Here is a 23,717-nt window from a genome sequence, read left to right on the forward strand (position 1 = left end):
GACATTATATTGATCGGTAAGTAGAATAGCCGCCCCGTATTTGGGGAAAGTACAGAGTTAATTAAATTTTTAAGCCGTAATTTATTTTTATATAAAAGGAATTTTATGAATCGCATCTATAAAGTCATTTGGAATATAATGACTCAATCTTTAGTGGTTGTTTCTGAATTAGCAAAAGACCGTAGTAAATTATCTTCTACTTTACATAAACATCTCCATTCAACTGAAACGCAGTTTAATTTTAAATTAACAATATTGTCTTCATTATTCTTTATCACGTTACCCTCCCAAGCTTATATTGATATTCAACAAACTGTAAATGGTTCTATTCAAAATGGTCAAATTGATAATAATCAAGTTGATTCAGATTATAAAGATAAAACTGGCTCGAGACCTTACAATTATTGGAATCCTGGTAATAGATCTTATGCAGATAAAGGGCGAAAAAATATAGATCCACAAGGACTAAATGAAAAGCAATCTGCTGAGAATTATTTTGATCCTAAAACAGCACAAGGGATCAAGTTAGGTCGTGAAACTGATATTAAATCTACAGCAGATAAAGCTAATCCACAGTATGATGGTATTGCAATTGGTGATTATTCCAAAGCAACAGGTGGTGTTGCAGTAGCACTTGGTGCATTTGCTCAAGCTGAAAAAACAGGTTCTGTCGCAGTAGGGACTGCGGCTCGTGCTCATGGTTTTAATTCATTATCTATGATGCGTCAGTCTGCTGCAATTGGTGATTATTCTACTGCTATTGGTTCTGTCGCTTGGGCAAAAGGCAATGCCAGTTTTGCGTTAGGTGCTTCGGCGACGGCATTAGGTGATCAATCTATCGCAATTGGGAGTGTTTCACCAAGAACACTGAATGGAGAAAATCAGAATGGTGCAAAGAAAACCAAATATGATGGTATGAATCGTACGCAAACAAATGGTCATCATTCTATTGCTATAGGGTCAGCGGCTAAGACTAATGGGCGTAATTCTCTCGCTTTTGGTTCAAATGCTGAAACGGGACAGTTTAACAAAGTGAAAGATACATATTTAAATGCAAATGTGATGAAAGCTGATCCTAACAATAAAGCCGAAGGTGCTATTGCATTTGGTGTAGAATCAAAAGCCAAAAAAGAAAAGACAATTGCGTTTGGGTATCAAGCAGAAGCACATGGTAAAAAAGCAGTTGCGATTGGTACTGGAGCAAAAGCAACTCAAGATCGAGCTACTGTGTTAGGGACAAGTGCACAAAGTAAAGCCAAAAATGCTACCGCATTGGGCTTTGCTGCGCAAGCGAAGCATAAAAATAGTGTGGCGTTAGGGGCAAGTTCAGTAACAACAGAGAAAGTAGCTACAGAAAAAACAACGATTAATGGTAATGAGCATAAATTTGCAGGTGAAAAACCGATTGGCACAGTGAGTATTGGTTCAACAAATCAAGAGCGGACATTGACTAATCTAGCTGCTGGACGTATTTCAGATAAATCAACTGATGCGATAAATGGAAGTCAACTATATGCTTTACAGCAAGAAGTTGAGAAAGGTTGGATGCTTAAAGTTGAGGAAGCTGGTGGCAAAGTCGTTAATGCAAATGGAGCGAGTAAAGTTAAACTAGGTGATACCGTAACTATTAAAGCAGGAAAAAATATTAAGATTAAGCAAGATGGTGCCAATGTGACTATCGCAACGCGAGATAATTTAACTGTGAATAAATTGATCGCAGGCGGAAAAAGTGGTCAAAAAAACGTAGATGGCGTGATTAGTGCTAAAGGAAAAGACGGTAAATCGGGTGTCACTTTAAAGGGAAAAGAAGGGGCAATTGAAATTGCTAGTCCAAATAATACAAATGGTTCAATAACTAAAGTCACAGTCAGTGTGGCAAAAGGCAGCAAGGGATTGAAAGGACAAGAAGGCGCACACAAAGCACGTCTTGTTTATACACGACCTAATGATCAACAAGAAGAAGTTGCGACATTAAATGATGGTTTAATGTTTGTAGGTAATGATGGCAATGACAATAATAAAGTGGTAAAGCGTAAACTTAATCAAAAGTTAGGTATTCTAGGTGGTATTGCGGATTCATCCAAGTTGTCTGATTCAACATTTGTCACATCGGCTAATTTAGGTGTGCGTTATAAAGATAATCACTCATTAGAAATTGTCATGAAAAGACGTCCTAAATTTGCTGGTATTGTTTTGAACGGCAAAGATGGAAAAGACGCTGAAATTAAATTTAAGAATAAGGATGGTCAAGAAAGTATGTCTATTGTCGGCAAACCGGGAAGTAATGGAGAGCAAAATTTAGTATTGCGTGGACCTAATGATAAGGACGGTGTGACATTTAATCAAGATGGCAGAATTACAAATCTCATGGATGGTAAGGACAGTAAGGACGCTGTCAATTTAGGGCAGTTAGAAAAAGCGAAAGAAGAATTGACTGAAAAAGGATTTGCGATTCAAGCTGAGGATGGTAATGCTGTCAAAAAACGACTTGGTGAAAAAGTCGATATTGTCGGCGCAGATAGTAATATCAAGACGAAAGTAGAAGATGGTAAGGTAAAAATTGCGCTTGCTAAACAAATTGATTTAAGTGAGGAAGGTAGCCTCAAGACAGGCTCTACAAAAGTGAGTAATGATGGTGTGAAAGTTGGGGATACTGTTGAATTAAACCAACAAGGCTTGCGAGTGGGGGATATTCATGTGACATCACAAGGAATTAATGCAGGTCATAAGCAAATTAGTCATGTTGCGAGTGGTTTAGTGGATAATCATGGGCAACCTATTGATGTCAGACAAGCTTCTGGCAATACTTTGTATAATGCAGTTAATGTAGGCGACTTAAAACATGTGACTAATGCGCTTCATCATAAAATTGACAAGGTAAATAGTCGTGTCAACCGCTTAGATAAACAAGTTCGAGGTGTTGGTGCGAACTCTGCGGCAGCAGCTTCATTACCTCAAGTGTATCGTGCTGGTAAGTCGATGTTGTCTGCAGCAGCTGGTGGTTATAGCGGTGCCTCAGCCCTTGCAGTAGGCTATTCTCGGGCGAGTGATAATGGCAAGTTGATCTTGAAACTAACGGGAACAGCAAATAGCGTAGGTCAGTATTCTGGCGGTGTTGGTTTGGGTTATCAGTGGTAACTGATTTAAAGCTTCATCAAGTAATATAAAAAAGTAGAAAGACACCTTTCTATTTTTTTACTTTAGAAAAGTGCGGTCAAAATTTTAAAAATTTTGACCGCACTTGATTGTTTTGTCGGAGTTGCTTTTGTTGAAAGTTATAACCTTGCCCATTCCTCTAAAGGGAGAGGTTTATCATCTGACCAAATCCGTTGCCAGAATTTCGCCAGTATTGCTTTGTTTAGATTATGAGTGGCAGCTGGATATTCTGTTGGTAGAATAGCTTTCCATTCTTGATTATGTTTTTCCGCAACAACAAAACGGAAGTTAAATTGACCTGCTAAACCCATTCGAGTATCACTTGCCACAAGCTGATTACCAATTTGTTCGTAATGAATCCAATGATCAGTAAACCATTCGAAGCGTTGTAATTGGGGTGAATCAGCAATAATTTTTGCTTTTAATTCAAGATTAAGTGGAATTTTAATAAATTCGGGTGAGCCATTATCTAACCAGCCACTCATCGCATCATATAGATTACCTTGCTTATCAATCGCAAGTACACGCCAAAGTATGGTATTAAATGGGGTTGGTGTTGCTAACACTTTGTCTACTTCAATTCCTTTTTGAGTCAGCATATTTTCAATGCGTTGTTCATGGTAACTGCGTCCAACGAAACCGATGACGAAATACATACAACCAAATATGAGTGCAATAGACATAGCACGTACAGAACGGCTATCCATTTTTTTCCAATATGCCCAAATACAAGTAAAGACTAGTGGCAATGTATAAATCGGATCGATTACAAAAACTGTTGAAAAAGTGATGGGTTCAAATGGCAGGGGCCAAAAAAGTTGGGTACCATAAACCGTCATTGCATCAATAATTGGGTGCGTCACAAGGGCTAGTGTCAGAGTCAAAAACAGCCTTCGAAATGTAAAAGGTAAATGGCTTTTTCGTTTAAATGTTACCCATGTTATCAAGAAAGCAAGTGCGGTTAGTAAAAAAATAGAATGGCTAAAACCGCGATGATAAGTCATTGATGAAATTGGATCAGCATAACGAATAAAAACATCTAGATCAGGCAGCGTGCCTAGCAATCCACCGTAAAGGAGTGCTTTGCGACCTTGATATTTGCCCATTCCAACGCCTTGTATGGCAGAACCTAAAACAAATTGTGTAAGCGAATCCATTATTACACCTTACTCCGTGGACGATAAATAATGTGATATTTTGAGTAGGAATATCCACTTCGTCAATCTTTTTGACTCAATCAAAGTATAAAAAAGCTCCCAATACTTGAAGCTATTGGGAGCAATTAATTAGAAAAAATTGTTAAATTTAGGCAAGTTCAGCACGTAATTTCTTAGTGACTTCAACCATGACTTTTAATGCCGCAATAGTTTCTGGCCAAGCACGTGTTTTTAAGCCACAATCTGGATTGACCCATAAACGTTCTGCTGGAATCACATTGAGCGCTTTACGTAATAGGTGTTCAATTTCGTTTGCTTCGGGTACTCGTGGGCTATGAATATCGTACACGCCTGGACCGATATCATTTGGATATTTGAAATCGCCAAATGCAGTTAATAGTTCCATGTCCGAACGTGACGTTTCGATCGTAATCACATCAGCATCTAAACTGGCGATCGCAGGTAAAATATCATTAAATTCGGAGTAGCACATATGTGTGTGAATTTGGGTATCATCTTGACATCCCATTGCACTTAAACGGAATGCTTCACTTGCCCATTGTAAGTAAGCCTCCCAATCTGCGCGTTTTAACGGTAAACCTTCTCGGATAGCGGGTTCATCAATTTGAATCACTTTAATACCTGCTGCTTCTAAATCTAATACTTCATCAGAAAGCGCGACGGCAATTTGTTTACACACTGTAGAACGTGGAATATCGTTACGTACAAATGACCATTGTAGAATCGTCACTGGTCCAGTTAACATACCTTTCATGATGCGGTTTGTCAGACTTTGTGCATATTTAGACCAGCGTACTGTCATAGGTTGTGGACGTACAACATCGCCATAAATGACGGGTGGTTTGACACAACGTGAACCATAACTTTGTACCCAGCCAAATTTTGTAAATGCAAACCCATCCAATAATTCACCAAAATATTCCACCATGTCGTTACGCTCTGCTTCACCATGCACTAATACATCAAGATCAAGTTCTTCTTGGCGACGTACAACAAACTCAATTTCTTTTTTCATCGCCATTTCATAATCTGCTAGACTGAGCTCACCTTTTTTGAATTTGGCACGCGCTTGACGAATTTCAACAGTTTGTGGGAATGAGCCAATGTTAGTTGTTGGGAGTTTGGGTAAATTTAACCACGCATTTTGCTTTACAATACGTTGTGCAAATGGTGATTGACGTTGATCCGCATTGGCAGGTAAGTTGGCTAAACGTTCAGCTACTTCGGTACGGTGAATTTCGGTACTATATGCACGAGCATTTGCTGCTGCTTGGCTTGCATCAAGTTCAGTTTGAACGACATGACGACCCTGTTCAAGTGCGATCTTAATAATACGTAATTCTTGCACTTTTTGTAACGTAAAAGCTAGCCAATTGTAAAGTTCGGGTTTATTTGCTTTTAGTTGTGTTTCGACTTCAAGATCATAAGGCGTATGAAGTAATGAGCAACTTGGTGCAATCCAAAGGTTTTCACCTAATTTTGTTTTTAATGGTTCAAGGATATCTAAGACTTGATTTAAGTTGGCTCGCCAAATATTACGTCCATCAATCACACCGACAGAAAGCACTTTATTGTAGTTTTGAAATGCGACGAGTTGTTCTGGCGCTCGTACTAAATCAATATGCAGTCCAGCGACAGGCAATGTTTTGAGCAATTCTGCATGTTCGGCAACTGAACCGAAGTAAGTCGCGAGGAGTAGCTTCGCCTTGACTTGTTCACTTAGTGTTGTGTATACCGCTTTGTAGGCATCAAGCCATTCTACGGGTAAATCCACTGCTAAGGCAGGTTCATCAATTTGAATCCACTCAGCACCTTCAGCGACTAGCGCATTCAGAATATCTACATAAACAGGAACAAGTTTTGCTAATAGTTCAAAACGATTGAATGTTTCGCCTTTTTCTTTACCGAGCCATAGAAATGTAAGTGGTCCAACAATAGTTGGTTTGGATTTCAAACCTAACGCTTTTGCTTCACGGATTTGTTGCACATAATGTGTTGGGTTTGCTTTAAATTCAGTGTATTTATTAAATTCAGGCACTAAATAATGATAGTTGGTATCAAACCATTTTGTCATTTCAATCGCAAATTGGGTTTTATTACCACGTGCAAGTTGAAAATATTCATTTAAACTTAAATTTTGGTTATCAAAACCAAAACGTGCAGGAATTGCACCTGTGGCAACTTGTAAGTCTAAAATATGATCATAGAATGTGAAATCAGCAACAGCAACATAATCGGCATTGGCATCGGCTTGATGTTGCCAGTTAATTGCACGTAATTTTTGTGCAATTTCTAATAAATCTTGTTCTGCGATTTCACCACGCCAATAACGTTCTTGGGCAAATTTTAGTTCACGTTTGGCACCGACACGTGGAAAGCCTGCTAGATGGAATATAGTCATAGTATTACCTCACTCAAAATTAGTATTGCTTTGTTTTGGACGTCTAAACGTCTTGATGGATATAGAGTGAAGTATTTTTTTGTATTATGCAATATAATAATTTTCACAAAGTTTATGAAAAATTTTAATAATAAAGTTAGGGGAAGGTTGGAGAAGTATGGTTAGTTTTGACAGAATTAGGTTATGTAAAAAGGCGCTATTGAGCCTTTTCGTTATTACTCTTAATGAGTTTAAAACGTAACAATAGTTATTGTTTCATTGGCGATTCTTTTGTTTTTGTTCTTTTTCTTACTCTTGTAATAGATTTTTAGCAAAGAGGAAAAAAACGAATGAAAATATAGCAAGGATTAATAAGCCGATTGTGATATTAGACATTTGTTTTTTCTCCATAAATGTCATTTTTCATTGTTGCTTTATAACGTCGAAGGAAACGACTTCCTCCAAGTGCGGTATAACTAACGAAGAATAACAGAGTAATATTAACTATTTTAAAAATAAGGGGATATTCGCCATAAAGTATAACTGGACAAGCCAGAATAGCAACTTTAGCAATATCTAGTGCGATTTTTGCCTAGTCATCTAAAGTTTCAGTTTCAATAGGTTGTTTAAAGATATTCCACACAACTAGTAAGTTGATTTGTTCTATGTAAGTAAGGCATGAGGATAAAAGATGAGCTTTGCCTGTAAAGATAAGTCATAGGATTTTTCGATCTAGATCGTAAAAGGTAAAATTTGTTAAAAACTGACCGCTCTTGATCCCATTTTGTTAATTTTGATATATGATAGAAATCGTTCTGTGTCTTCTTTTTTATGAATTATTTTAATGAAACCGATATTTTTAGAATTACGCCATCTTAAAACGTTACTTGCACTTAAAGAAACTGGTAGTGTATCTTTAGCCGCTAAACGTGTGTATTTAACCCAATCTGCACTTTCACATCAATTAAAATTACTTGAAGAACAATATGGTTTACCACTGTTTGAACGCAAAACACAACCTTTACGTTTTACTCCAGCAGGTGAGCGTTTAATTCAGCTTGCTAATGAAATTTTACCTAAAGTGATAGAAGCAGAACGTGATCTTTCTCGTGTTAAACAAGGCGAAGCTGGAGAGTTGCGTATTGCTGTGGAATGTCATACTTGTTTTGATTGGTTGATGCCTGCAATGGACTCGTTTCGTCAAAATTGGCCGTTAGTTGAATTAGATATTGTGTCAGGTTTTCATACTGACGCAATTGGCTTGTTATTAACTCATCGTGCAGACTGGGCAGTGGTTTCTGAAATTGAAGAAACAGCAGGCGTTGTACATAAGCCGTTATTTTCTTACGAAATGGTTGGACTGTGCGCAAAGGATCACCCTTTAGCTCATAAAGCAGTATGGCAAGCAGAAGATTTTATAGATCAAACTTTGATCACTTACCCTGTACCAGATGATATGTTAGATTTATTACGTAAAGTATTACATCCTAAGGGGATTAATCCTATTCGTCGTACAAGTGAACTCACTATTGCAATTATCCAATTAGTTGCGAGTAAACGAGGGATTGCTGCATTACCATTTTGGGCAGCAAAACCTTATTTAGATCGAGGTTATTTAGTCGCACGTAAAATTACAGAAGCGGGCTTGTATAGTAACTTGTATGCAGCTATTCGTGAGCTTGATGCAAAAATTGCATTTGTTGATGATTTTTATGAAACCATAAAAGCACAAAGTTTTTCTACTTTACTTGGTCTGTCTGTGTTGGAATAAGTTGTATGTTAGATGTAAATAAACGCCCAATTTTAGCGGCTGCTAAGGCGGCATTTCCTTATAGTTTACCTATTTTATCTGGTTTTCTATTTTTAGGCATTGCTTATGGTGTCTATATGAAGGCTCTGGGTTTTGAAGCCATCTACCCAATTTTAATGGCATTACTTATTTATGCAGGCTCTGTTGAATTTATTGTTGCAGGTTTACTCGTTGCGCCATTTGCACCACTTAATGTGTTATTGATCACTTTAATGGTCAGTGGACGTCAAATTTTCTATGGCATTTCCATGTTAGAAAAATATGGAGCTTATTTAGGAAAGAAACGTTGGTATTTGATTAGCACATTAGTTGATGAAGCTTTTTCATTGAATTATATGGCAAAAGTGCCAACAAATATTGATCGTGGTTGGTATTTTTTCTTCATTAGCTTATATCTGCAACTATATTGGGTGGTAGGGACCGCGATAGGCGCATTATTTGGTTCAATCTTACCTTTTGATTTAACTGGTATTGAATTTGCTATGACTGCGCTTTTTTTAGTTATTTTTGCAGAGCAATGGAGTAAAGAAAGTTCACATGAAAGTTCTCTATTGGGATTAGGTATTGCATTTACTGCATTATTAATCGTTGGGGAAGCGCATTTTTTACTACCAACACTGATTGGGATTTGGCTTGCATTAACTTTACGTCGTGTGAAATTAACCGCGAAATTAAATAGTGTGGAGTAGGTATGACGTTAATTAAACAAATTATTACTATTGTAATGGGGATATTCGGTGTGCAGCTTTTTCGCTGGCTACCTTTTTGGATATTTCCTGCTAATCGTCCTATTCCTGCCTATATTCAATATTTAGGTAAAGTATTACCTGCAGCGATGTTTGGTATGCTAGTCGTTTATTGTTATAAAAATGTGGATGTATTCAATGGTAATCATGGTATCCCTGATTTTATTGCTGGGGCTGTAGTATTAGGGCTACATTTTTGGCAGAAAAACATGTTTCTTTCTATTGCTGCAGGAACAGGATTATATATGTTTTTAGTTCAATTTGTGTTTGTTTAAATAGCAAAAAGGCATTTAGATTTATTTTGAGAAAAAAATAAATACATTTCTTTTCTAGCAACCGTTTGCTTAATTATTGCACTCTTTAAGTGAATAAAAAAATAATTTATTATTGCGCTATCAATGAGATAGGTAATTTGTTTATTTTAAAGAGGCAATATGGAATTTAATGTAAATGAGCTATTAGGCTATGCTGCTGGATTGTTGGTAGCGATTTCTTTTTTATTTAAAAATATCGTTTTTATACGTGTGATAAATGGGATTGGTGCAATTTTATTTGTAATTTACGCGCTGCGTATTCAAGCTTATCCCGTCGCTGGATTAAACGCATTCTTAGTCCTTATTCATATTTATCAATTGTGGCGTTTAAAACGAGCAAAATAATGTCGCAAAATTTTACAAAAACAAACCGCACTTCAAGTGCGGTTTTTTAGTTTATTTAGCGATACGTTTATATTTAATACGATGTGGTTGGATCGCATCAGCCCCAAAGGTTTTCTTCTTCCATTCTTCATAGTCAGAGAAGTTACCTTCATAGAACGTGACTTTACCTTCATCGCCATAATCTAAGATATGTGTTGCTATACGGTCTAAGAACCAACGGTCATGGGAGATTACCATCGCACAACCTGGGAATTCTAAGATTGCATTTTCTAATGCACGTAAGGTTTCAACATCAAGATCGTTGGTTGGTTCATCTAATAGAAGAACGTTACCACCCGCTTGTAATAGTTTAGCAAGATGTAAACGACCACGTTCACCGCCTGATAATTCGCCAACACGTTTTTGCTGATCTACGCCTTTAAAATTAAAGCGGCCCACATAAGCTCGACTTGGAATTTCAAAGTTACCGATACGTAAAATATCTTGTCCATTAGACACTTCTTCCCACACTGTTTTTTTATCATCCATTGCATCACGGAATTGATCAACAGAAGCCAGTACCACCGTTTCACCTAAAGTGACAGTGCCGGCATCAGGTTGCTCTTGTCCTGAAAGTATACGGAATAAAGTAGATTTACCTGCACCATTAGGACCGATAATACCGACAATTGCACCTTTTGGAATACTGAATGAAAGATTATCAATTAAGGTACGATCACCATAAGATTTTGTTAATCCCTGTACTTCGATAACTTTATCACCTAAACGGGGACCAGGTGGAATAAAGAGCTCGTTAGTTTCATTACGTTTCTGATATTCACCACTATTCAGCTCTTCAAAGCGTGCCATACGTGCTTTACTTTTAGCTTGGCGACCTTTTGGATTTTGGCGAACCCATTCTAATTCTTTTTCGATTGATTTTTGGCGTGCAGATTCGGCGGCTTGCTCTTGAGCTAAACGTTTTTCTTTTTGTTCTAACCAAGAAGAATAGTTACCTTCCCAAGGAATACCTTCACCGCGGTCAAGCTCTAAGATCCAACCTGCAACATTATCTAAGAAGTAACGGTCGTGGGTAATTGCGACAACTGTACCTTCATAATCATGTAAGAAACGCTCTAACCAAGCGACAGATTCTGCATCTAAATGGTTGGTTGGTTCATCGAGTAATAGCATGTCTGGTTTTTCAAGTAAAAGACGGCAAAGCGCTACGCGACGACGCTCACCACCTGATAAATGTTCGATTTTAGCATCCCAGTCTGGTAGACGTAATGCATCAGCAGCACGTTCTAATTGATTATCAAGATTGTGCCCATCATGCGCTTGAATAATGGCTTCTAACTCAGCTTGTTCTGCGGCAAGCTTATCGAAATCGGCATCGGGATCAGCATAAAGTGCATAGACCTCATCCAAACGAGTTAATGCTTGTTTTACTTCACCAACCGCTTCCTCAATAGCGTCACGTACAGTTTGTTGAGGGTCAAGTTTAGGTTCTTGTGGTAGATAGCCGATTTTAATGCCTGGTTGTGGGCGCGCTTCCCCTTCTATTTCGGTATCAATACCTGCCATAATACGTAGTAATGTTGATTTACCCGCACCATTTAAGCCCAATACTCCGATTTTAGCGCCAGGGAAGAAACTGAGTGAGATATCTTTTAAAATGTGGCGCTTCGGTGGCACTATCTTGCCGACGCGATGCATTGTATAAACAAATTGTGATGACATAATTTCTCTCGTTATGCATGTTAATAAAATAGAAAAAAGTGCGGCTATTTTACTTGAAATTTGCTAGATTAGCCAATTGCAGATAAAAAAAACCCTCCGAGTAGGAGGGTAGGAAAGTAGTTTAGCTATTTATGATTATTTTATTTAGGAACTTTATGAATATCAAGCAATCACTTGACGAGTTTTATTTTACATAAATTTACAGTCTTGTGAAACAATTTTTACATTATTTTTGAAGTTTGTCACAAAAATACCTATAAATTGGTATTTTTTCTCATTTTCTTAATTCGTAATATTGCTTTTTTATAACCAAAAGGAATTATTTTGTTAATATTTATAGCTATTTGTTAAATAAATTTACATTTCGGGGTGAAATAAAATGAAAGCGTTTTCTATTAGTATTTTGTTATTTTTTATGAGTTTATTTTCATTCAATCTTTATGCACATCCACATGCATTTATTGAAATGAAAACTAAAGTATTAGCTAGTGAGCAGAAATTGATCGGATTTTCGATGGAATGGATATTGGATGAAGCCAGTTCTGCGACAATGTTATATGACATCCGGCAAACGCGCGGTGATAAAAAAGCATTACAGAAATTAATTGATGAAGTCATGGGAAATATTATAAATGAACACTATTTCAGCTATTTATTTGATAAGCAAGGAAATAAAGTGAAATATAGTGCGAAGCCACAAAATTACGGCATGAGATCAAATAATAATCAAGTGATGTATTATTTTGATTTTTTGTTATCTAAACCTCGGGAATTAGCTAATAATCAATTCACTTTACTGACATATGATCCTACTTATTATGTGTCGATGTATTATGATCAAACCAAGCAAAGTGCGGTTGATTTTTCGCAAATTTCAATGCATTGCCATGGGGAAGTTGTTGAACCACAAGTCGATGCGAAAATTAAGCAATATGCGAATTCATTAGATCAAACTCAGCGTGATGAAGATGATTCTTTAGGTGTACTGTTTGCGCAAAAAGTGATGTTAATATGCGAATAAATTTTCCAATTAAGTATAGTATTATTTTGCTATTGTTAGGCTTAGCTGCTTATTTTTTATTTCCTTATCTATTTTTTAAAGTGGCTATTTGGCAGCGTGATTTTAATCAGTTAATGTCAGGTTATTTACATCAAATTAATGAAGATAAAACCTATGCTGGTGGCTGGTTAATTGTTATTAGTTTTCTTTATGGTGTGTTTCATGCTTTGGGACCTGGTCATGGTAAATTTATTATTGCGACTTATTTGTCTACTCATCAAACTCAACTGAAGACTAGTATGAAATTAACCTTACTGTCTTCTTTAATGCAGGGAGCTGTTGCTGTTGCAGCCACTTCTATTGTCGTCGTGTTACTCAATCTTTCTTCTCGCTATTTTAAATTAACTCAACTTTGGTTAGAGCGTACGGCTTTTCTATTGCTACTTCTGCTGGGATTAAGTTGGTGTTATCAATATGGGAAAAAGTATTATTTAGCTTATGCAAAGGCGAAGACAAAACCATTACCTCAAATTTTATCACTTAAAACACAGTCACAAAGTGCAATGAAAGTTGGACAGCAACTGGCATCATCACATAGTCATCACCTATGTTGTGGTTGTGGTCATCAACATGTCCCTAATCAAACGCAATTAGCTATGGTAATGGATTGGAAATCACAGCTTTTAGTGATTTGTAGCATTGGTATGCGGCCATGTTCAGGTGCAATTTTTATTTTGTTTTTAGCTTATATGCTTGATCTTTATTGGTGGGGAATTGTTGCGACGTTTGCTATGGCAATTGGTACTGGATTAACTTTATCTTGTTTTGCTTTAATAGTGCTATATGCAAGACATACTGCATTAAAAATTGGCAAATGGTACCAATTTTCGCCAATCTTGCAACTCAATAGTGAGAGTTTGCTTAAATTGTTTGCGGGGATTTTACTGATTTTTTTCGCAACCAGTTTGTTGTATGGCACAACATTGTCTACTACTGGTGGAGCGGCTTTATTCACTCGTTAACGTTAAAACAGATAAACTAGGCGCAAAATAAGGATTCGAGGAGGCAGTAGAGTGGTAAATTTCATTTTGTTGCATATCCAGAATGAGAAAAAAAGCAGATCACAAGATCTGCTTTTTTGTATGCTGTAAAATAGGTTAAAGTGCGGTTCGAACTAAGAAAATTGTATAACCAACATAACTAGCGAAAAAGAACAAACCGTTGAAACGACCTAGAGTATGCTGTTTTTTGTAGGCAATCAAACCAAAAATAAATAATGTCATTGTCAATGCAGACATCATTAACATATCGCGAGAGAGCACTTTGCTTTCTGCTTCAATTGGCATAATCGCCCCTGCTAAACCGACAACAGCTAAAGTATTATATAAATTTGAACCAATAATATTGCCTACCGCAAGATCGACTTCGCCTTTACGTGCAGCCACAATAGATGCAGCGACTTCAGGTAATGAAGTGCCAATTGCAACAACAGTGAGCCCAATGACAAGATCACTTACACCTAAATAATTAGCGACTTTTATTGCCCCCCAAACAAGTAATTGAGAGCTAAGCATCAGTAATATAAGACCTGCTATCAGCCAAAAGGCAGAGGCTTTGAATGAAATTTGCTGTTTTGTGTCTTCTTCATAAGCAGCTTGAACAGAGGGACGTTGCTTTTTACTTGACCAAATCGTCCAGAAGACATAGGCAATAAAAATAACAAGTAGGCTATAAGCTTCAAGACTTGAGATTTTCATATCCAATAAAAAATAAGCAGAGAGAAAAGTGACGCTAAGTAAGATTGGAAGCTCTTTTTTAATCACACTGCCATGTACTACTAATGGTTTGATTAATGCAGTTAAACCGAGAATTAAGGCAATATTGGTGATATTTGAACCATAGGCGTTACCTAGCGCAATGCCTGGACTACTATTAAATGCAGAGAGTGCTGATACGACCATTTCTGGCATGGAGGTACCAAAACCAATAATTAAAATACCAATTAATAATGGTGACATGCCTAAATAGCGTGCTAATGCAGCAGCAGCATCAATAAAACGATCTGCACTCCAAACTAAAATAATTAACCCGACAATAATGGCAAAAGAAGCTTCTAATAACATCTGAAATCCTATTGGAAAAATAGCGAAATTTGGACGCGTATAATATATGCAAAAATGGGGAAAGAGAAGAAAATAAGCTAAAGAAAAAATAAAAGCCCATAAGGAGGATATGGGCTTAAACTCTTTTGGTGAAAAATAAACTTTTATAAAAGGAGACAAATAAAAGCTTACCAAAAGAAAAATTGGCTCCTCCTGCTGGACTCGAACCAGCGACATACGGATTAACAGTCCGCCGTTCTACCGACTGAACTAAGGAGGAAAAATTCTGTATCACAAAGAATTTAGGTGGCGTATGATAATGTGCTTATTATCCCTTGTCAACCTTAGAAAAAGAAAAAAATAACTCTTTTTTTAGAGGATTTTTATATCCACAGAGGTTGTGGATAACTCTGTGAGTTGTTGTTAAAAAAAATCGCTAAAGCTAAGCCATTACTGGTATTATTCACTTTCATCACATAATTGGTTGTAAAATAACATTTTGTTATTTATCAATTGGTTATAAAAACTCTACAAATATTTTTAAATTTTTTTTGAAATTTGAGAGGTTTGAATCTTGACAATTATAAGTCTGTGTAAAACCTAGCTTTTTTAGATCAAAATTTAGTGTAAAACTATGCTAAAATTGACCGCACTTTCAACTGACGCGTTTAGGCGATATGGCACAAAAAATTAACACAAAGTCTTTTATTTTGCATTCTGATTTTCAACCTTCTGGTGATCAACCACAGGCGATTCAACAACTTATTGATGGGTTAGAAAATGGATTAGCCCATCAAACCTTGTTAGGTGTAACAGGGTCGGGTAAAACTTTTACAATTGCCAATGTGATTGCTACTTTAAACCGTCCTGCGATGTTGCTCGCACCAAATAAAACATTAGCAGCACAGCTTTATGCGGAAATGAAAGCATTTTTTCCTGAGAATGCCGTGGAATATTTTGTTTCCTATTATGATTATTATCAGCCAGAAGCTTATGTACCAAGTAGTGATACATTTATTGAAAAAGATGCATCAATTAATGATCAAATTGAACAAATGCGTTTGTCAGCGACAAAATCTTTTTTAGAACGCCGGGATACTATCGTAGTGGCTTCTGTGTCTGCAATTTATGGTTTGGGTGATCCCGATTCTTATCTCAAAATGATGTTGCATTTGCAAACAGGGGCGATTGTTAACCAACGACAAATATTGGCAAAGTTAGCGGAACTGCAATACACACGTAATGATCAAGCATTTCAACGTGGTACATTTCGTGTACGCGGCGAAATTATTGATATTTTTCCTGCTGAATCAGATGATAGAGCGGTGCGGGTTGAATTATTTGATGATGAAATTGAGCGTTTAAGTCTATTTGATCCGTTAACAGGTACCAGTTTTGGTATTGTACCGCGCTATACCATTTACCCGAAAACCCATTATGTGACACCGCGTGAACGTATTTTAGATGCAATTGAAAAAATTAAAACTGAATTGGCTGAGCGTAAAAAATTTTTGTTAGAAAATAATAAGCTTTTAGAAGAACAACGTATTACACAGCGTACACAATTTGATATCGAGATGATGAATGAATTAGGTTATTGTTCTGGAATTGAAAATTACTCACGTTATCTTTCTGGGCGCAATGAGGGAGAGCCACCACCGACATTATTCGATTACATGCCATCCGATGCACTGTTGATTATTGATGAATCTCATGTGACTGTACCACAAATTGGAGGGATGTATCGTGGTGACCGTTCACGTAAAGAAACATTAGTGGAGTATGGTTTCCGCTTGCCTTCAGCATTGGATAATCGCCCATTACGTTTTGAGGAATTTGAACGTTTAGCCCCACAAACAATTTATGTTTCAGCGACACCAGGACCTTACGAATTAGAAAAGTCAGGTGGTGAAATCATTGATCAAGTAGTACGTCCAACAGGTTTACTTGATCCCGAAATTGAGATTCGTCCAGTAGCAATTCAAGTTGATGATTTGCTTTCAGAAGCTCGACAAAGAGCAGATCAAAATGAGCGAGTATTAGTGACAACACTGACTAAAAAAATGGCAGAGGATCTTACGGATTATCTTGATGAACATGGTATCCGAGTGCGTTATTTACATTCAGATATTGATACAGTTGAGCGTGTTGAAATCATTCGTGATTTACGTTTGGGTGAATTTGATGTGTTAGTTGGAATTAACTTATTAAGAGAGGGGTTAGATATTCCAGAAGTTTCATTAGTTGCAATTTTAGATGCAGATAAAGAAGGTTTTCTGCGTTCTGAACGTTCATTGATACAAACGATCGGACGAGCAGCACGAAACCTTAAAGGTAAAGCGATTTTATATGCAGATCGCATAACTAATTCTATGGAAAAAGCGATTGGTGAAACTCACCGCCGTCGTGAAAAACAAATGAAATATAATCAGGAGCGAGGTATTGTTCCACAAGCATTGAATAAAAAGGTGGGTGAGTTGCTTGATATTGGTCAAGGCGCAAATAATAAAGCAAAAGCGAGTCGAGCAAGCAAAAAAGTGGCAGAGTCGACCGCACTTTATCAACTACCACAAACACCAAAAGAATATCAGCAACAGATTAAGAAGTTAGAACAACAAATGTATAAATATGCACAAGATCTTGAATTTGAAAAAGCAGCAGCTATACGAGATCAATTGCAACAATTACGACAACATTTTTTTGAGGTTTAATACAGCGAGTTAACTATGTTAGATGACAAAATAACCCAACGTTTTTTAAGTGTCGCAGGACCAGCTATTGAGCTAGCAAAACAAAAAAAGACCAAAGCTGCGCTCTTAGCATTGGACAAAATGGATATTGATAAGCAGGTAGAACCTGAGTTATACCATTTACTGCAAATTCAAAAGGCTGCTTTATTAGAGATGTTAGAAAGAGAAAAGCCAGTTAAAGTGTTGCGTAATTTTGAGCATGTATTTGATATTTATCGCAGTATCCCTAATGAAAATAGGGCTGTTTATCGTTCTGCCCAAATGCAATTAGCAAACCTGCTTATTCATTTGAAAAAAGTTGATGAGTTAGAGCAATTGTACAATGATTTTGCTCAACAACCTGCCCTTAACAGTGACGATAAACTTTTTCTTAGTTCCTTATTGCTCAGCCTAAATAAAGTTGATGAGTTTTTACAAATATTGGCTTCTATTAAGCGTAGTGATAATGCATCGACTTATGCTATTGCGAAAACAAATGCCGCTTTAATGTTGAAGAATTTGAAGCGTTATTCAGAATGCATTACGGCTTGTGCAATGGTATCCGCTGAAGATGATATAAATATGTATGCGAAAGCGCAGTTAATTTGGGCAGAAGCATTATATCGCTTGGGACGTCGGGATGAAGCATTTGAGGTCTATGGACGTTTGAAACCGTTTCATAATGTATTCTATTCAGAAGCAAAGTGGCAGTTATTGATTAAATTCCCAGTTAAAGCGATTCGGCAGAATATATTGGAATTTTTTGGTAAGACATAGTTTTATTTTTACTTTGTATAAAAAGAAATCATGAAATTTTTTCAAACAGAAAAATAATCAATAAAAAAGTGATTTTTTCTCTTTTAAATGATTTATATTTATTTGGTTAAAGGAAGTCTGAATATTAAATTAGACTTCCTTTTTTATGAGATGTCATAATTGATTTTTTAGTTGTGTTTTTATTTTAATCTATTTTTGTTGTTTTTTAATATTTATTTTGTTTAATTTTTGTTTTCTGGTATGACCACATAATTGTAACTTAATTTTATTCTTTATTTTTATTTTTTATTGCATAGAATAAATGGACTTGGAAATTTATATTTTTTATTTACTTTTTATTATTTTTTAGGTTTATGCTATTTATGTTTTAATTCATTTCTCCTATTTTTCTTCTTGTTAGATTGAAATATTAAAACTTATAATATTTTTTAATTTGTTATTTCGTATTAGTTTATTGCATATCATATATGCTAATCTATGTTAGGTTATGAGGTACTAATTTTGATGATTAAGCAATTTTCTCTAAATATTTATCTTAAAAATAATTATTTTTTCTTTTCTAAGTTTTTTATTTATTTTAAAACTTATATCGTTTCCTTTCCTATATTTTAAAAGCTTTATATAAACTATAGCTTTTTTAAAATATGTAACTTATTGCCTATTTTTCTTTTGCTGTATTTCTCATTGGATGAGAAATAAATAATTTTAATGGAACTATTATGAAAAATTATCATGCAATATCTTGCTGCTATCAGCGGGTTAAATCTTTTTATCAAAATCAGTCAGGTGTTTATGCCGTCATGACGGCATTACTCACCTTTCCCTTATTGGTAGTTATCGCATTCACGGTGGATGGTACAGGGATTTTGTTAGATAAAGCGCGGCTAGCACAAGCAACAGAGCAAGCGGCGTTGATGTTAGTCGCGGAAAATAATCAATTTAGAAAAAATCCGCATGATGGCGTTAAGAAACAACAAGTTACGGCTGAAGAAGAAAGAAAGCATGGTTCTAAATTAAGTGCTCAGCAAGATAAGCGCAATCGAGAGATGATCCATGGTATGGTGAAAGCTTATTTACGTTCTCACAATAAAGACAACTCAAATAAAGATCTGCCCGTTACGATTCCCGAGCATTTTGAGTATGAATGTAAACAAACTATTTCTGCTAAAGATGGGCAGATGGCACCGAAAAAATCAGTAAGCTGTGTTGTTCAAGGTAATGTTCATCGTCAATTTTGGTTACCACTGAGTGAAGAATTAGTTAAGTCACAAGCAAAAAATGGACGTTTGCCTATACATTCAGGTTTATCTGCTGCGGTTAAAGAAAATAGTTTAACTACACCAATCGATTTGATGCTAGTCTCGGACTTTTCAAAATCTATGCTGTGGGAGGTTGGACAAAAGGAGAGAGATGAAAGAGGAAATGAGCTGCCTCAGGGGCGTTATCCACATCGAAAAATAGATATTTTACGCGATGTAGTTAAAGATATTTCTGAAATTTTGTTACCAGTTAAATCTGTAGAAGGAATTAGTTCATATAATAGAATAGGGTTTACTACTTTTGCTGCGGGAGCTCGCCAGAAGGATAATACTGAAAAATGTGTATTGCCTTATTATTTGAATGAAGGTAGAAAACGATTATCTGTTAAGAATGTTATTTTAGATAGAAATGATAAAGCTCATTACTTTAGAACAGTTTATAACAAAGCAAATATTCAAGATTCTCAAGGCTGCCTTGAAGATTATTCTAATTATTATCCTTCAATAAAAATGTGTAATGTCGAAGTAGAACCCAAAAAACTTTTAAAGGAGGCATTGAATATTGGTGACTGGGATACAATTAATCGTCTTTTTGAATCTTATTTAGATATTTCAAAAACATTGAGTGATATTAATACGTTTAATGGACAAAATCGTCATTATGAATTTGAATTTAAAGATGAACGTTTTTGTTTAGGTGGAAACGAAGGAAAAGCAACGACCCAAGCGTGGTTCGATAAAAATAACCCAAATATCTATTCTGCATTACAACAGATAACTCCTAGAGGTGGAACAGCAGCAACATCAGGGTTCATTATCGGAGCTAATGTGATGATGAATAAAAACACTGACTCTGGAGCAAAACCTGAAAAACTACAGACTAATACTCAACGAGTGATTTTAGTTTTATCAGATGGTACAGATAATCAACCTTCAAAAGACACACTTGTAAGATTACTCAATGCAGGATTATGTAGTAAAGTTAAAGAAAAAATAGATTCTTTACAGGATAAAAAATTTCATATATTACCAACAAGAGTTGCATTTGTTGCTTTTGGTTATAATCCACCAAAAGATCAAGTTTCTGCTTGGAAGAAATGTGTTGGTTCTCATTATTATGAGGCAAGAAATAAGCAGGAGTTATTAGATAGCTTTAAGCAAATTATTAGCCTAGATGAAGAAGTTGGACATTCAGTGCCATTGAAAAGATAGTGTGAAATAACATATTCTTAGTATAGATTACATTCATAAATACCTTATCTACTGATTCATTTTGTCAGTAAGCAAGAAGTCCCAGTTTATCAAAATAAATTTGGGACTTTTTTATCGCTCTTTTATGATTAATAGTGTCTAGGGCTATCCATACAGCGAGTACCGCTTTTTGCTTAACGGGATTAAACTTATCTTTAAATAAGTCATGAGAAACCTATCTTAAGCAAAGTGCGGTCTATTTTAGAAAAATTTTAGCAATGATTATGACATTTTGCGGTTTGCATAAACTGTGCCACATAGTTATTGGCGGGTTTTTGTAGTAATTCTTGTGGTGTTCCTACTTGAATTAATTCACCCGCATTTAAAATCGCAATTTGATTTCCCATTTTGATAGCTTCATCAATATCATGAGTAATAAATACAATACATTTATTTAAACGTTGTTGTAAATTTAATACTAGATCTTGCAATTTTATACGGATAAGCGGATCTAACGCAGAAAATGCTTCATCCATTAAAATAATATCGGTATCAGCAGTTAAAGCGCGTGCCAATCCTACACGTTGCCGCATTCCACCAGAAAGTTGAGCTGGATAGGCTTGTTCATAGCCTGCTAAACCAACTTCATTTAGCCAATATTCTGCTTGTTCTTTTCGTTCTTTGTTAGACACACCTCGTACTTTTAGCGCATAAGCGACATTTTGTCGTACTGTTAAGTGTGGTAATAGTCCAAAGTGCTGAAAGACCATACTGACACGTGTTTGGCGGAATTTGCGTAAATCTTTTGCATTTAGCGCTGTCACATTCGTGTCACACACCCACACTTCACCACAACTTGGTTCAATTAAACGATTGATATGGCGAACTAGCGTTGATTTCCCAGAACCTGATAAACCAATAATGCAAAAAATACTATTGCCATTAATTTGTAAATTGATATTACGTAAACCAATTTGACAACCTGTGGCTTGAAAAATATCTGAATTTGATGCATTTTCATTTAATAAAGCGAGTGCTTGATGACATGCTTCGCCATAGATTTTACTGATATTTTTAAAAGTAATTTGTGTCATGTTTATTTCTTTGCTCTATTATTTTTGACCACGACCATACGCTTGTGTAATGCGATCGATAATGATTGCTAAAATAACAATGGCAGTCCCTGCTTCTACACCTTGCCCAATGTTTAACGTTTGAATTGCTTGTAATACATGCTCACCTAATCCTTTTGCGCCAATCATAGATGCTAGGACTACCATACCTAAGGACATCATGACGGCTTGGTTAATCCCTGCCATAATACTGGCTTTTGCTTGAGGTAATAACACCCAAAGTAGGAGTTGCCATCTTGTGCTGCCAAAAGATTGGGCTGCTTCAATAATTTGTGGACTCACTTGACGGATACCTAATGCAGTTAGGCGAATTAATGGTGCAATGGCATAAACCACAGTAGCAAATAAAGCAGGCACTTTACCAATACCAAACAACATAAGTACGGGTATTAAATATACAAAACTTGGCATAGTTTGGATGACATCAAGGACAGGTTGTAAAATCTGATGTAACTTTTTGTTAGAGGCCATTAAGATCCCAATTGGAATGCCAAATAACGTAATAAATAGTGCAGATACAATGAGTAAGGCGAGGGTTTGCATTAAAGGTAGCCATAATCCAAATGTACCAATGAGGTAAAAGCCTGTGACACAAAGTAAAGCAAACCAATATTTTCTTGTCGCATGCCAACCAATATAGCCAATAATGATTAACATTAACCACGCTGGTGTGGCTTGTAGCCCTTTTTCAACAGGAATCAATAAATAATCAAGAGAAAATTGGCTTATTTGGCGAAATTGACTGCCATAGTCTTGTACTGTATTGACTAAGTAGCGATTAAGTTTGTCTGCAATGGACCATGAGGCGAAAACAGAAGAATGAGCCATATCTCCTTGTTGTAAATATTGTTGTAGTTTTATTGCTGCCGCAGGCGAAAGCCATTGTTGCCAAAGTTCTGGATATTGTTGTAAGAAAAACAATGCCTGTATACTGCCATTACGTTTGTTTTCTGTCATTTCTAGAATGGCTTGATTTAAAATTTGCGGCTCGAATTGAATACTATTGATAAGTGCAACTAAAGTTGGATATTGTTGGGCAAATGCCATTGATACTGACATAGCGAGTCGTGAACTTGGGAATCCACTAATACAAGTGGTTATACTATCTTGGTGAAGTAAACTTTCCCAACAACTTGATTGGTATGTTGGAAAAATAATAGGTTCAAATTGATACTTCGCCATTAATCCTGTCGGCTGCCAATAATAGAAAAGAATAGATTGCTTTTGTTCATACGCCGCAGCAATTTCGGCATCTAATGCTGCGCCTGTGCCAGGGTGAACATTATTAAATTGTTGGCTTAAACCTGTATTTTTTAATAGGTGCGTATTGAAAATTTCACAAGCCCAGCCTGTTGGACAATTTAAAAAACGCGCTTTATTGGGATGCTCAGGATCAGGAAAGAGATAGGCGAATTGAGGTAAATCACTGACTTTTTGTAGTTTAGGATGCTTCTTTTTGACGTAAGTAGGCACGTACCAACCTTGTGTTGCACCACCTCGTAAAGTATTACCAATAATGTGCACGCGTTTTTCTGCTACAGCTTGTTCAATAATAGGTGAGCGCCCCACCCATTGTTCAGCAATAATTTGAATATCATCTTGTGTTAATGCCGTTTCTAGTGCTGTTGTTGCACCGGGCACAATTTCAGTTTGGCATCCATAGCCTTCACGCAAAATGAGTTCTAAAAGGGCAGTAGAAAATTGCCCACTTTCCCAATCTAATGCACCTAATTTGATCGGCTTATTGCTATCACAAGCATAAGTGTAACCACTAAATAAGAGTAAAAATACGATACCTAAGCTTCTTAAGCTTTTCATATTGAGTTCCTTTCTCTGAATTAGGTATACAAATTGTAATGAAATACATCTCAGATG

16 protein-coding genes and 1 tRNA gene are annotated in these 23,717 nt (G+C 36.2%); 10 read left to right on the forward strand and 7 right to left on the reverse strand.

All coding sequences use genetic code 11. From position 1 onward, the window contains the following. Positions 1 to 105 precede the first annotated feature (105 nt). Positions 106 to 3,138 carry a YadA-like family protein gene (locus C0975_RS07880; protein ID WP_101775848.1) on the forward strand — a complete coding sequence of 1,011 codons (3,033 nt, stop codon included), beginning with the start codon at positions 106 to 108 and terminating at the stop codon, positions 3,136 to 3,138. A gap of 137 nt (positions 3,139 to 3,275) precedes the next feature. On the opposite strand, the gene C0975_RS07885 is transcribed toward C0975_RS07880, so the two are convergent. Together C0975_RS07885 and metE are read right to left on the reverse strand one after the other, a co-directional pair. Then, on the reverse strand, positions 3,276 to 4,313 hold the full coding sequence (locus tag C0975_RS07885) for a metal-dependent hydrolase (RefSeq protein ID WP_101775849.1): 1,038 nt from the start codon (positions 4,311 to 4,313) through the stop codon (positions 3,276 to 3,278). Between the two features lie 148 nt (positions 4,314 to 4,461). Further along, on the reverse strand, positions 4,462 to 6,735 hold the full coding sequence (gene metE, locus C0975_RS07890) for a 5-methyltetrahydropteroyltriglutamate--homocysteine S-methyltransferase (protein ID WP_101775850.1): 2,274 nt from the start codon (positions 6,733 to 6,735) through the stop codon (positions 4,462 to 4,464). 823 nt (positions 6,736 to 7,558) lie between these two features. Here metE and C0975_RS07900 point away from each other — a divergent pair. The 4 genes from C0975_RS07900 to C0975_RS07915 all read left to right on the forward strand — a co-directional run bounded on the left by C0975_RS07900 (position 7,559) and on the right by C0975_RS07915 (position 9,929). Beyond that, positions 7,559 to 8,485, forward strand: a complete 927-nt coding sequence (locus tag C0975_RS07900; protein WP_101775851.1) for a LysR family transcriptional regulator — start codon at positions 7,559 to 7,561, stop codon at positions 8,483 to 8,485. Positions 8,486 to 8,490: 5 nt separating this feature from the next. Continuing rightward, a complete protein-coding gene (gene azlC / locus C0975_RS07905) occupies positions 8,491 to 9,213 on the forward strand; it encodes an azaleucine resistance protein AzlC (protein ID WP_101775852.1) in 723 nt (240 codons plus the stop codon). A gap of 2 nt (positions 9,214 to 9,215) precedes the next feature. Beyond that, positions 9,216 to 9,545: a branched-chain amino acid transporter permease gene (locus C0975_RS07910; protein ID WP_101775853.1), complete on the forward strand. Its 330-nt coding sequence runs from the start codon at positions 9,216 to 9,218 to the stop codon at positions 9,543 to 9,545. A 159-nt stretch (positions 9,546 to 9,704) separates the two neighbouring features. Further along, complete coding sequence (locus C0975_RS07915) at positions 9,705 to 9,929, forward strand: YgjV family protein (RefSeq protein ID WP_101775854.1); 225 nt, start codon at positions 9,705 to 9,707, stop codon at positions 9,927 to 9,929. Positions 9,930 to 9,980: 51 nt separating this feature from the next. On the opposite strand, the gene ettA is transcribed toward C0975_RS07915, so the two are convergent. After that, positions 9,981 to 11,651, reverse strand: coding sequence for an energy-dependent translational throttle protein EttA (ettA, locus tag C0975_RS07920; protein WP_101775855.1), 1,671 nt, complete (start codon positions 11,649 to 11,651; stop codon positions 9,981 to 9,983). Positions 11,652 to 12,030: 379 nt separating this feature from the next. Between ettA and zevA the strand changes: the two genes are divergently transcribed. Both zevA and zevB read left to right on the forward strand, forming a co-directional pair. Then, positions 12,031 to 12,672: a zinc transporter binding subunit ZevA gene (gene zevA / locus C0975_RS07925; protein ID WP_101775856.1), complete on the forward strand. Its 642-nt coding sequence runs from the start codon at positions 12,031 to 12,033 to the stop codon at positions 12,670 to 12,672. Beyond that, a complete protein-coding gene (zevB, locus tag C0975_RS07930) occupies positions 12,663 to 13,673 on the forward strand; it encodes a zinc transporter permease subunit ZevB (protein WP_101775857.1) in 1,011 nt (336 codons plus the stop codon). Before zevA ends, zevB begins: the two co-directional genes overlap by 10 nt. Positions 13,674 to 13,808: 135 nt before the next feature. On the opposite strand, the gene C0975_RS07935 is transcribed toward zevB, so the two are convergent. Continuing rightward, entirely contained in the window at positions 13,809 to 14,774 is a 966-nt protein-coding gene (locus C0975_RS07935) for a calcium/sodium antiporter (RefSeq protein WP_101775858.1), read from the reverse strand. 183 nt (positions 14,775 to 14,957) lie between these two features. Then, a tRNA-Asn gene (locus tag C0975_RS07940) sits at positions 14,958 to 15,033 on the reverse strand. 397 nt (positions 15,034 to 15,430) lie between these two features. Here C0975_RS07940 and uvrB point away from each other — a divergent pair. From uvrB to C0975_RS07955, 3 genes are all read left to right on the forward strand, one after another. Then, on the forward strand, positions 15,431 to 17,464 hold the full coding sequence (uvrB, locus tag C0975_RS07945) for an excinuclease ABC subunit UvrB (protein WP_101775859.1): 2,034 nt from the start codon (positions 15,431 to 15,433) through the stop codon (positions 17,462 to 17,464). Between the two features lie 15 nt (positions 17,465 to 17,479). Further along, a complete protein-coding gene (locus C0975_RS07950; RefSeq protein WP_101775860.1) occupies positions 17,480 to 18,259 on the forward strand; it encodes a hypothetical protein in 780 nt (259 codons plus the stop codon). A gap of 719 nt (positions 18,260 to 18,978) precedes the next feature. Next, complete coding sequence (locus C0975_RS07955) at positions 18,979 to 20,730, forward strand: TadE/TadG family type IV pilus assembly protein (protein WP_101775861.1); 1,752 nt, start codon at positions 18,979 to 18,981, stop codon at positions 20,728 to 20,730. A 251-nt stretch (positions 20,731 to 20,981) separates the two neighbouring features. Here the strand turns inward: C0975_RS07955 and C0975_RS07960 are convergent, their stop codons facing one another. Together C0975_RS07960 and C0975_RS07965 are read right to left on the reverse strand one after the other, a co-directional pair. Next, positions 20,982 to 21,803, reverse strand: coding sequence for a betaine/proline/choline family ABC transporter ATP-binding protein (locus C0975_RS07960; RefSeq protein ID WP_101775862.1), 822 nt, complete (start codon positions 21,801 to 21,803; stop codon positions 20,982 to 20,984). 18 nt (positions 21,804 to 21,821) lie between these two features. Further along, positions 21,822 to 23,660 carry a glycine betaine ABC transporter substrate-binding protein gene (locus tag C0975_RS07965; protein WP_101775863.1) on the reverse strand — a complete coding sequence of 613 codons (1,839 nt, stop codon included), beginning with the start codon at positions 23,658 to 23,660 and terminating at the stop codon, positions 21,822 to 21,824. Positions 23,661 to 23,717 lie beyond the last annotated feature (57 nt).

The organism is Pasteurella oralis, from assembly GCF_002850605.1.
In the GTDB taxonomy this organism is placed as follows: domain Bacteria; phylum Pseudomonadota; class Gammaproteobacteria; order Enterobacterales; family Pasteurellaceae; genus Pasteurella; species Pasteurella oralis.

What these genes read in the sequence shown, in the direction of transcription:
- C0975_RS07955 (WP_101775861.1), top strand. Translation starts at nt 18,979, where the DNA reads ATGAAAAATTATCATGCAATATCTTGCTGCTATCAGCGGGTTAAATCT.
- C0975_RS07880 (WP_101775848.1), top strand. Translation starts at nt 106, where the DNA reads ATGAATCGCATCTATAAAGTCATTTGGAATATAATGACTCAATCTTTA.
- C0975_RS07900 (WP_101775851.1), top strand. Translation starts at nt 7,559, where the DNA reads ATGAAACCGATATTTTTAGAATTACGCCATCTTAAAACGTTACTTGCA.
- C0975_RS07915 (WP_101775854.1), top strand. Translation starts at nt 9,705, where the DNA reads ATGGAATTTAATGTAAATGAGCTATTAGGCTATGCTGCTGGATTGTTG.
- uvrB (WP_101775859.1), top strand. Translation starts at nt 15,431, where the DNA reads ATGGCACAAAAAATTAACACAAAGTCTTTTATTTTGCATTCTGATTTT.
- C0975_RS07965 (WP_101775863.1), bottom strand. Translation starts at nt 23,660, where the DNA reads ATGAAAAGCTTAAGAAGCTTAGGTATCGTATTTTTACTCTTATTTAGT.
- C0975_RS07885 (WP_101775849.1), bottom strand. Translation starts at nt 4,313, where the DNA reads ATGGATTCGCTTACACAATTTGTTTTAGGTTCTGCCATACAAGGCGTT.
- C0975_RS07910 (WP_101775853.1), top strand. Translation starts at nt 9,216, where the DNA reads ATGACGTTAATTAAACAAATTATTACTATTGTAATGGGGATATTCGGT.
- metE (WP_101775850.1), bottom strand. Translation starts at nt 6,735, where the DNA reads ATGACTATATTCCATCTAGCAGGCTTTCCACGTGTCGGTGCCAAACGT.
- zevB (WP_101775857.1), top strand. Translation starts at nt 12,663, where the DNA reads ATGCGAATAAATTTTCCAATTAAGTATAGTATTATTTTGCTATTGTTA.
- C0975_RS07950 (WP_101775860.1), top strand. Translation starts at nt 17,480, where the DNA reads ATGTTAGATGACAAAATAACCCAACGTTTTTTAAGTGTCGCAGGACCA.
- azlC (WP_101775852.1), top strand. Translation starts at nt 8,491, where the DNA reads ATGTTAGATGTAAATAAACGCCCAATTTTAGCGGCTGCTAAGGCGGCA.
- zevA (WP_101775856.1), top strand. Translation starts at nt 12,031, where the DNA reads ATGAAAGCGTTTTCTATTAGTATTTTGTTATTTTTTATGAGTTTATTT.
- C0975_RS07960 (WP_101775862.1), bottom strand. Translation starts at nt 21,803, where the DNA reads ATGACACAAATTACTTTTAAAAATATCAGTAAAATCTATGGCGAAGCA.
- ettA (WP_101775855.1), bottom strand. Translation starts at nt 11,651, where the DNA reads ATGTCATCACAATTTGTTTATACAATGCATCGCGTCGGCAAGATAGTG.
- C0975_RS07935 (WP_101775858.1), bottom strand. Translation starts at nt 14,774, where the DNA reads ATGTTATTAGAAGCTTCTTTTGCCATTATTGTCGGGTTAATTATTTTA.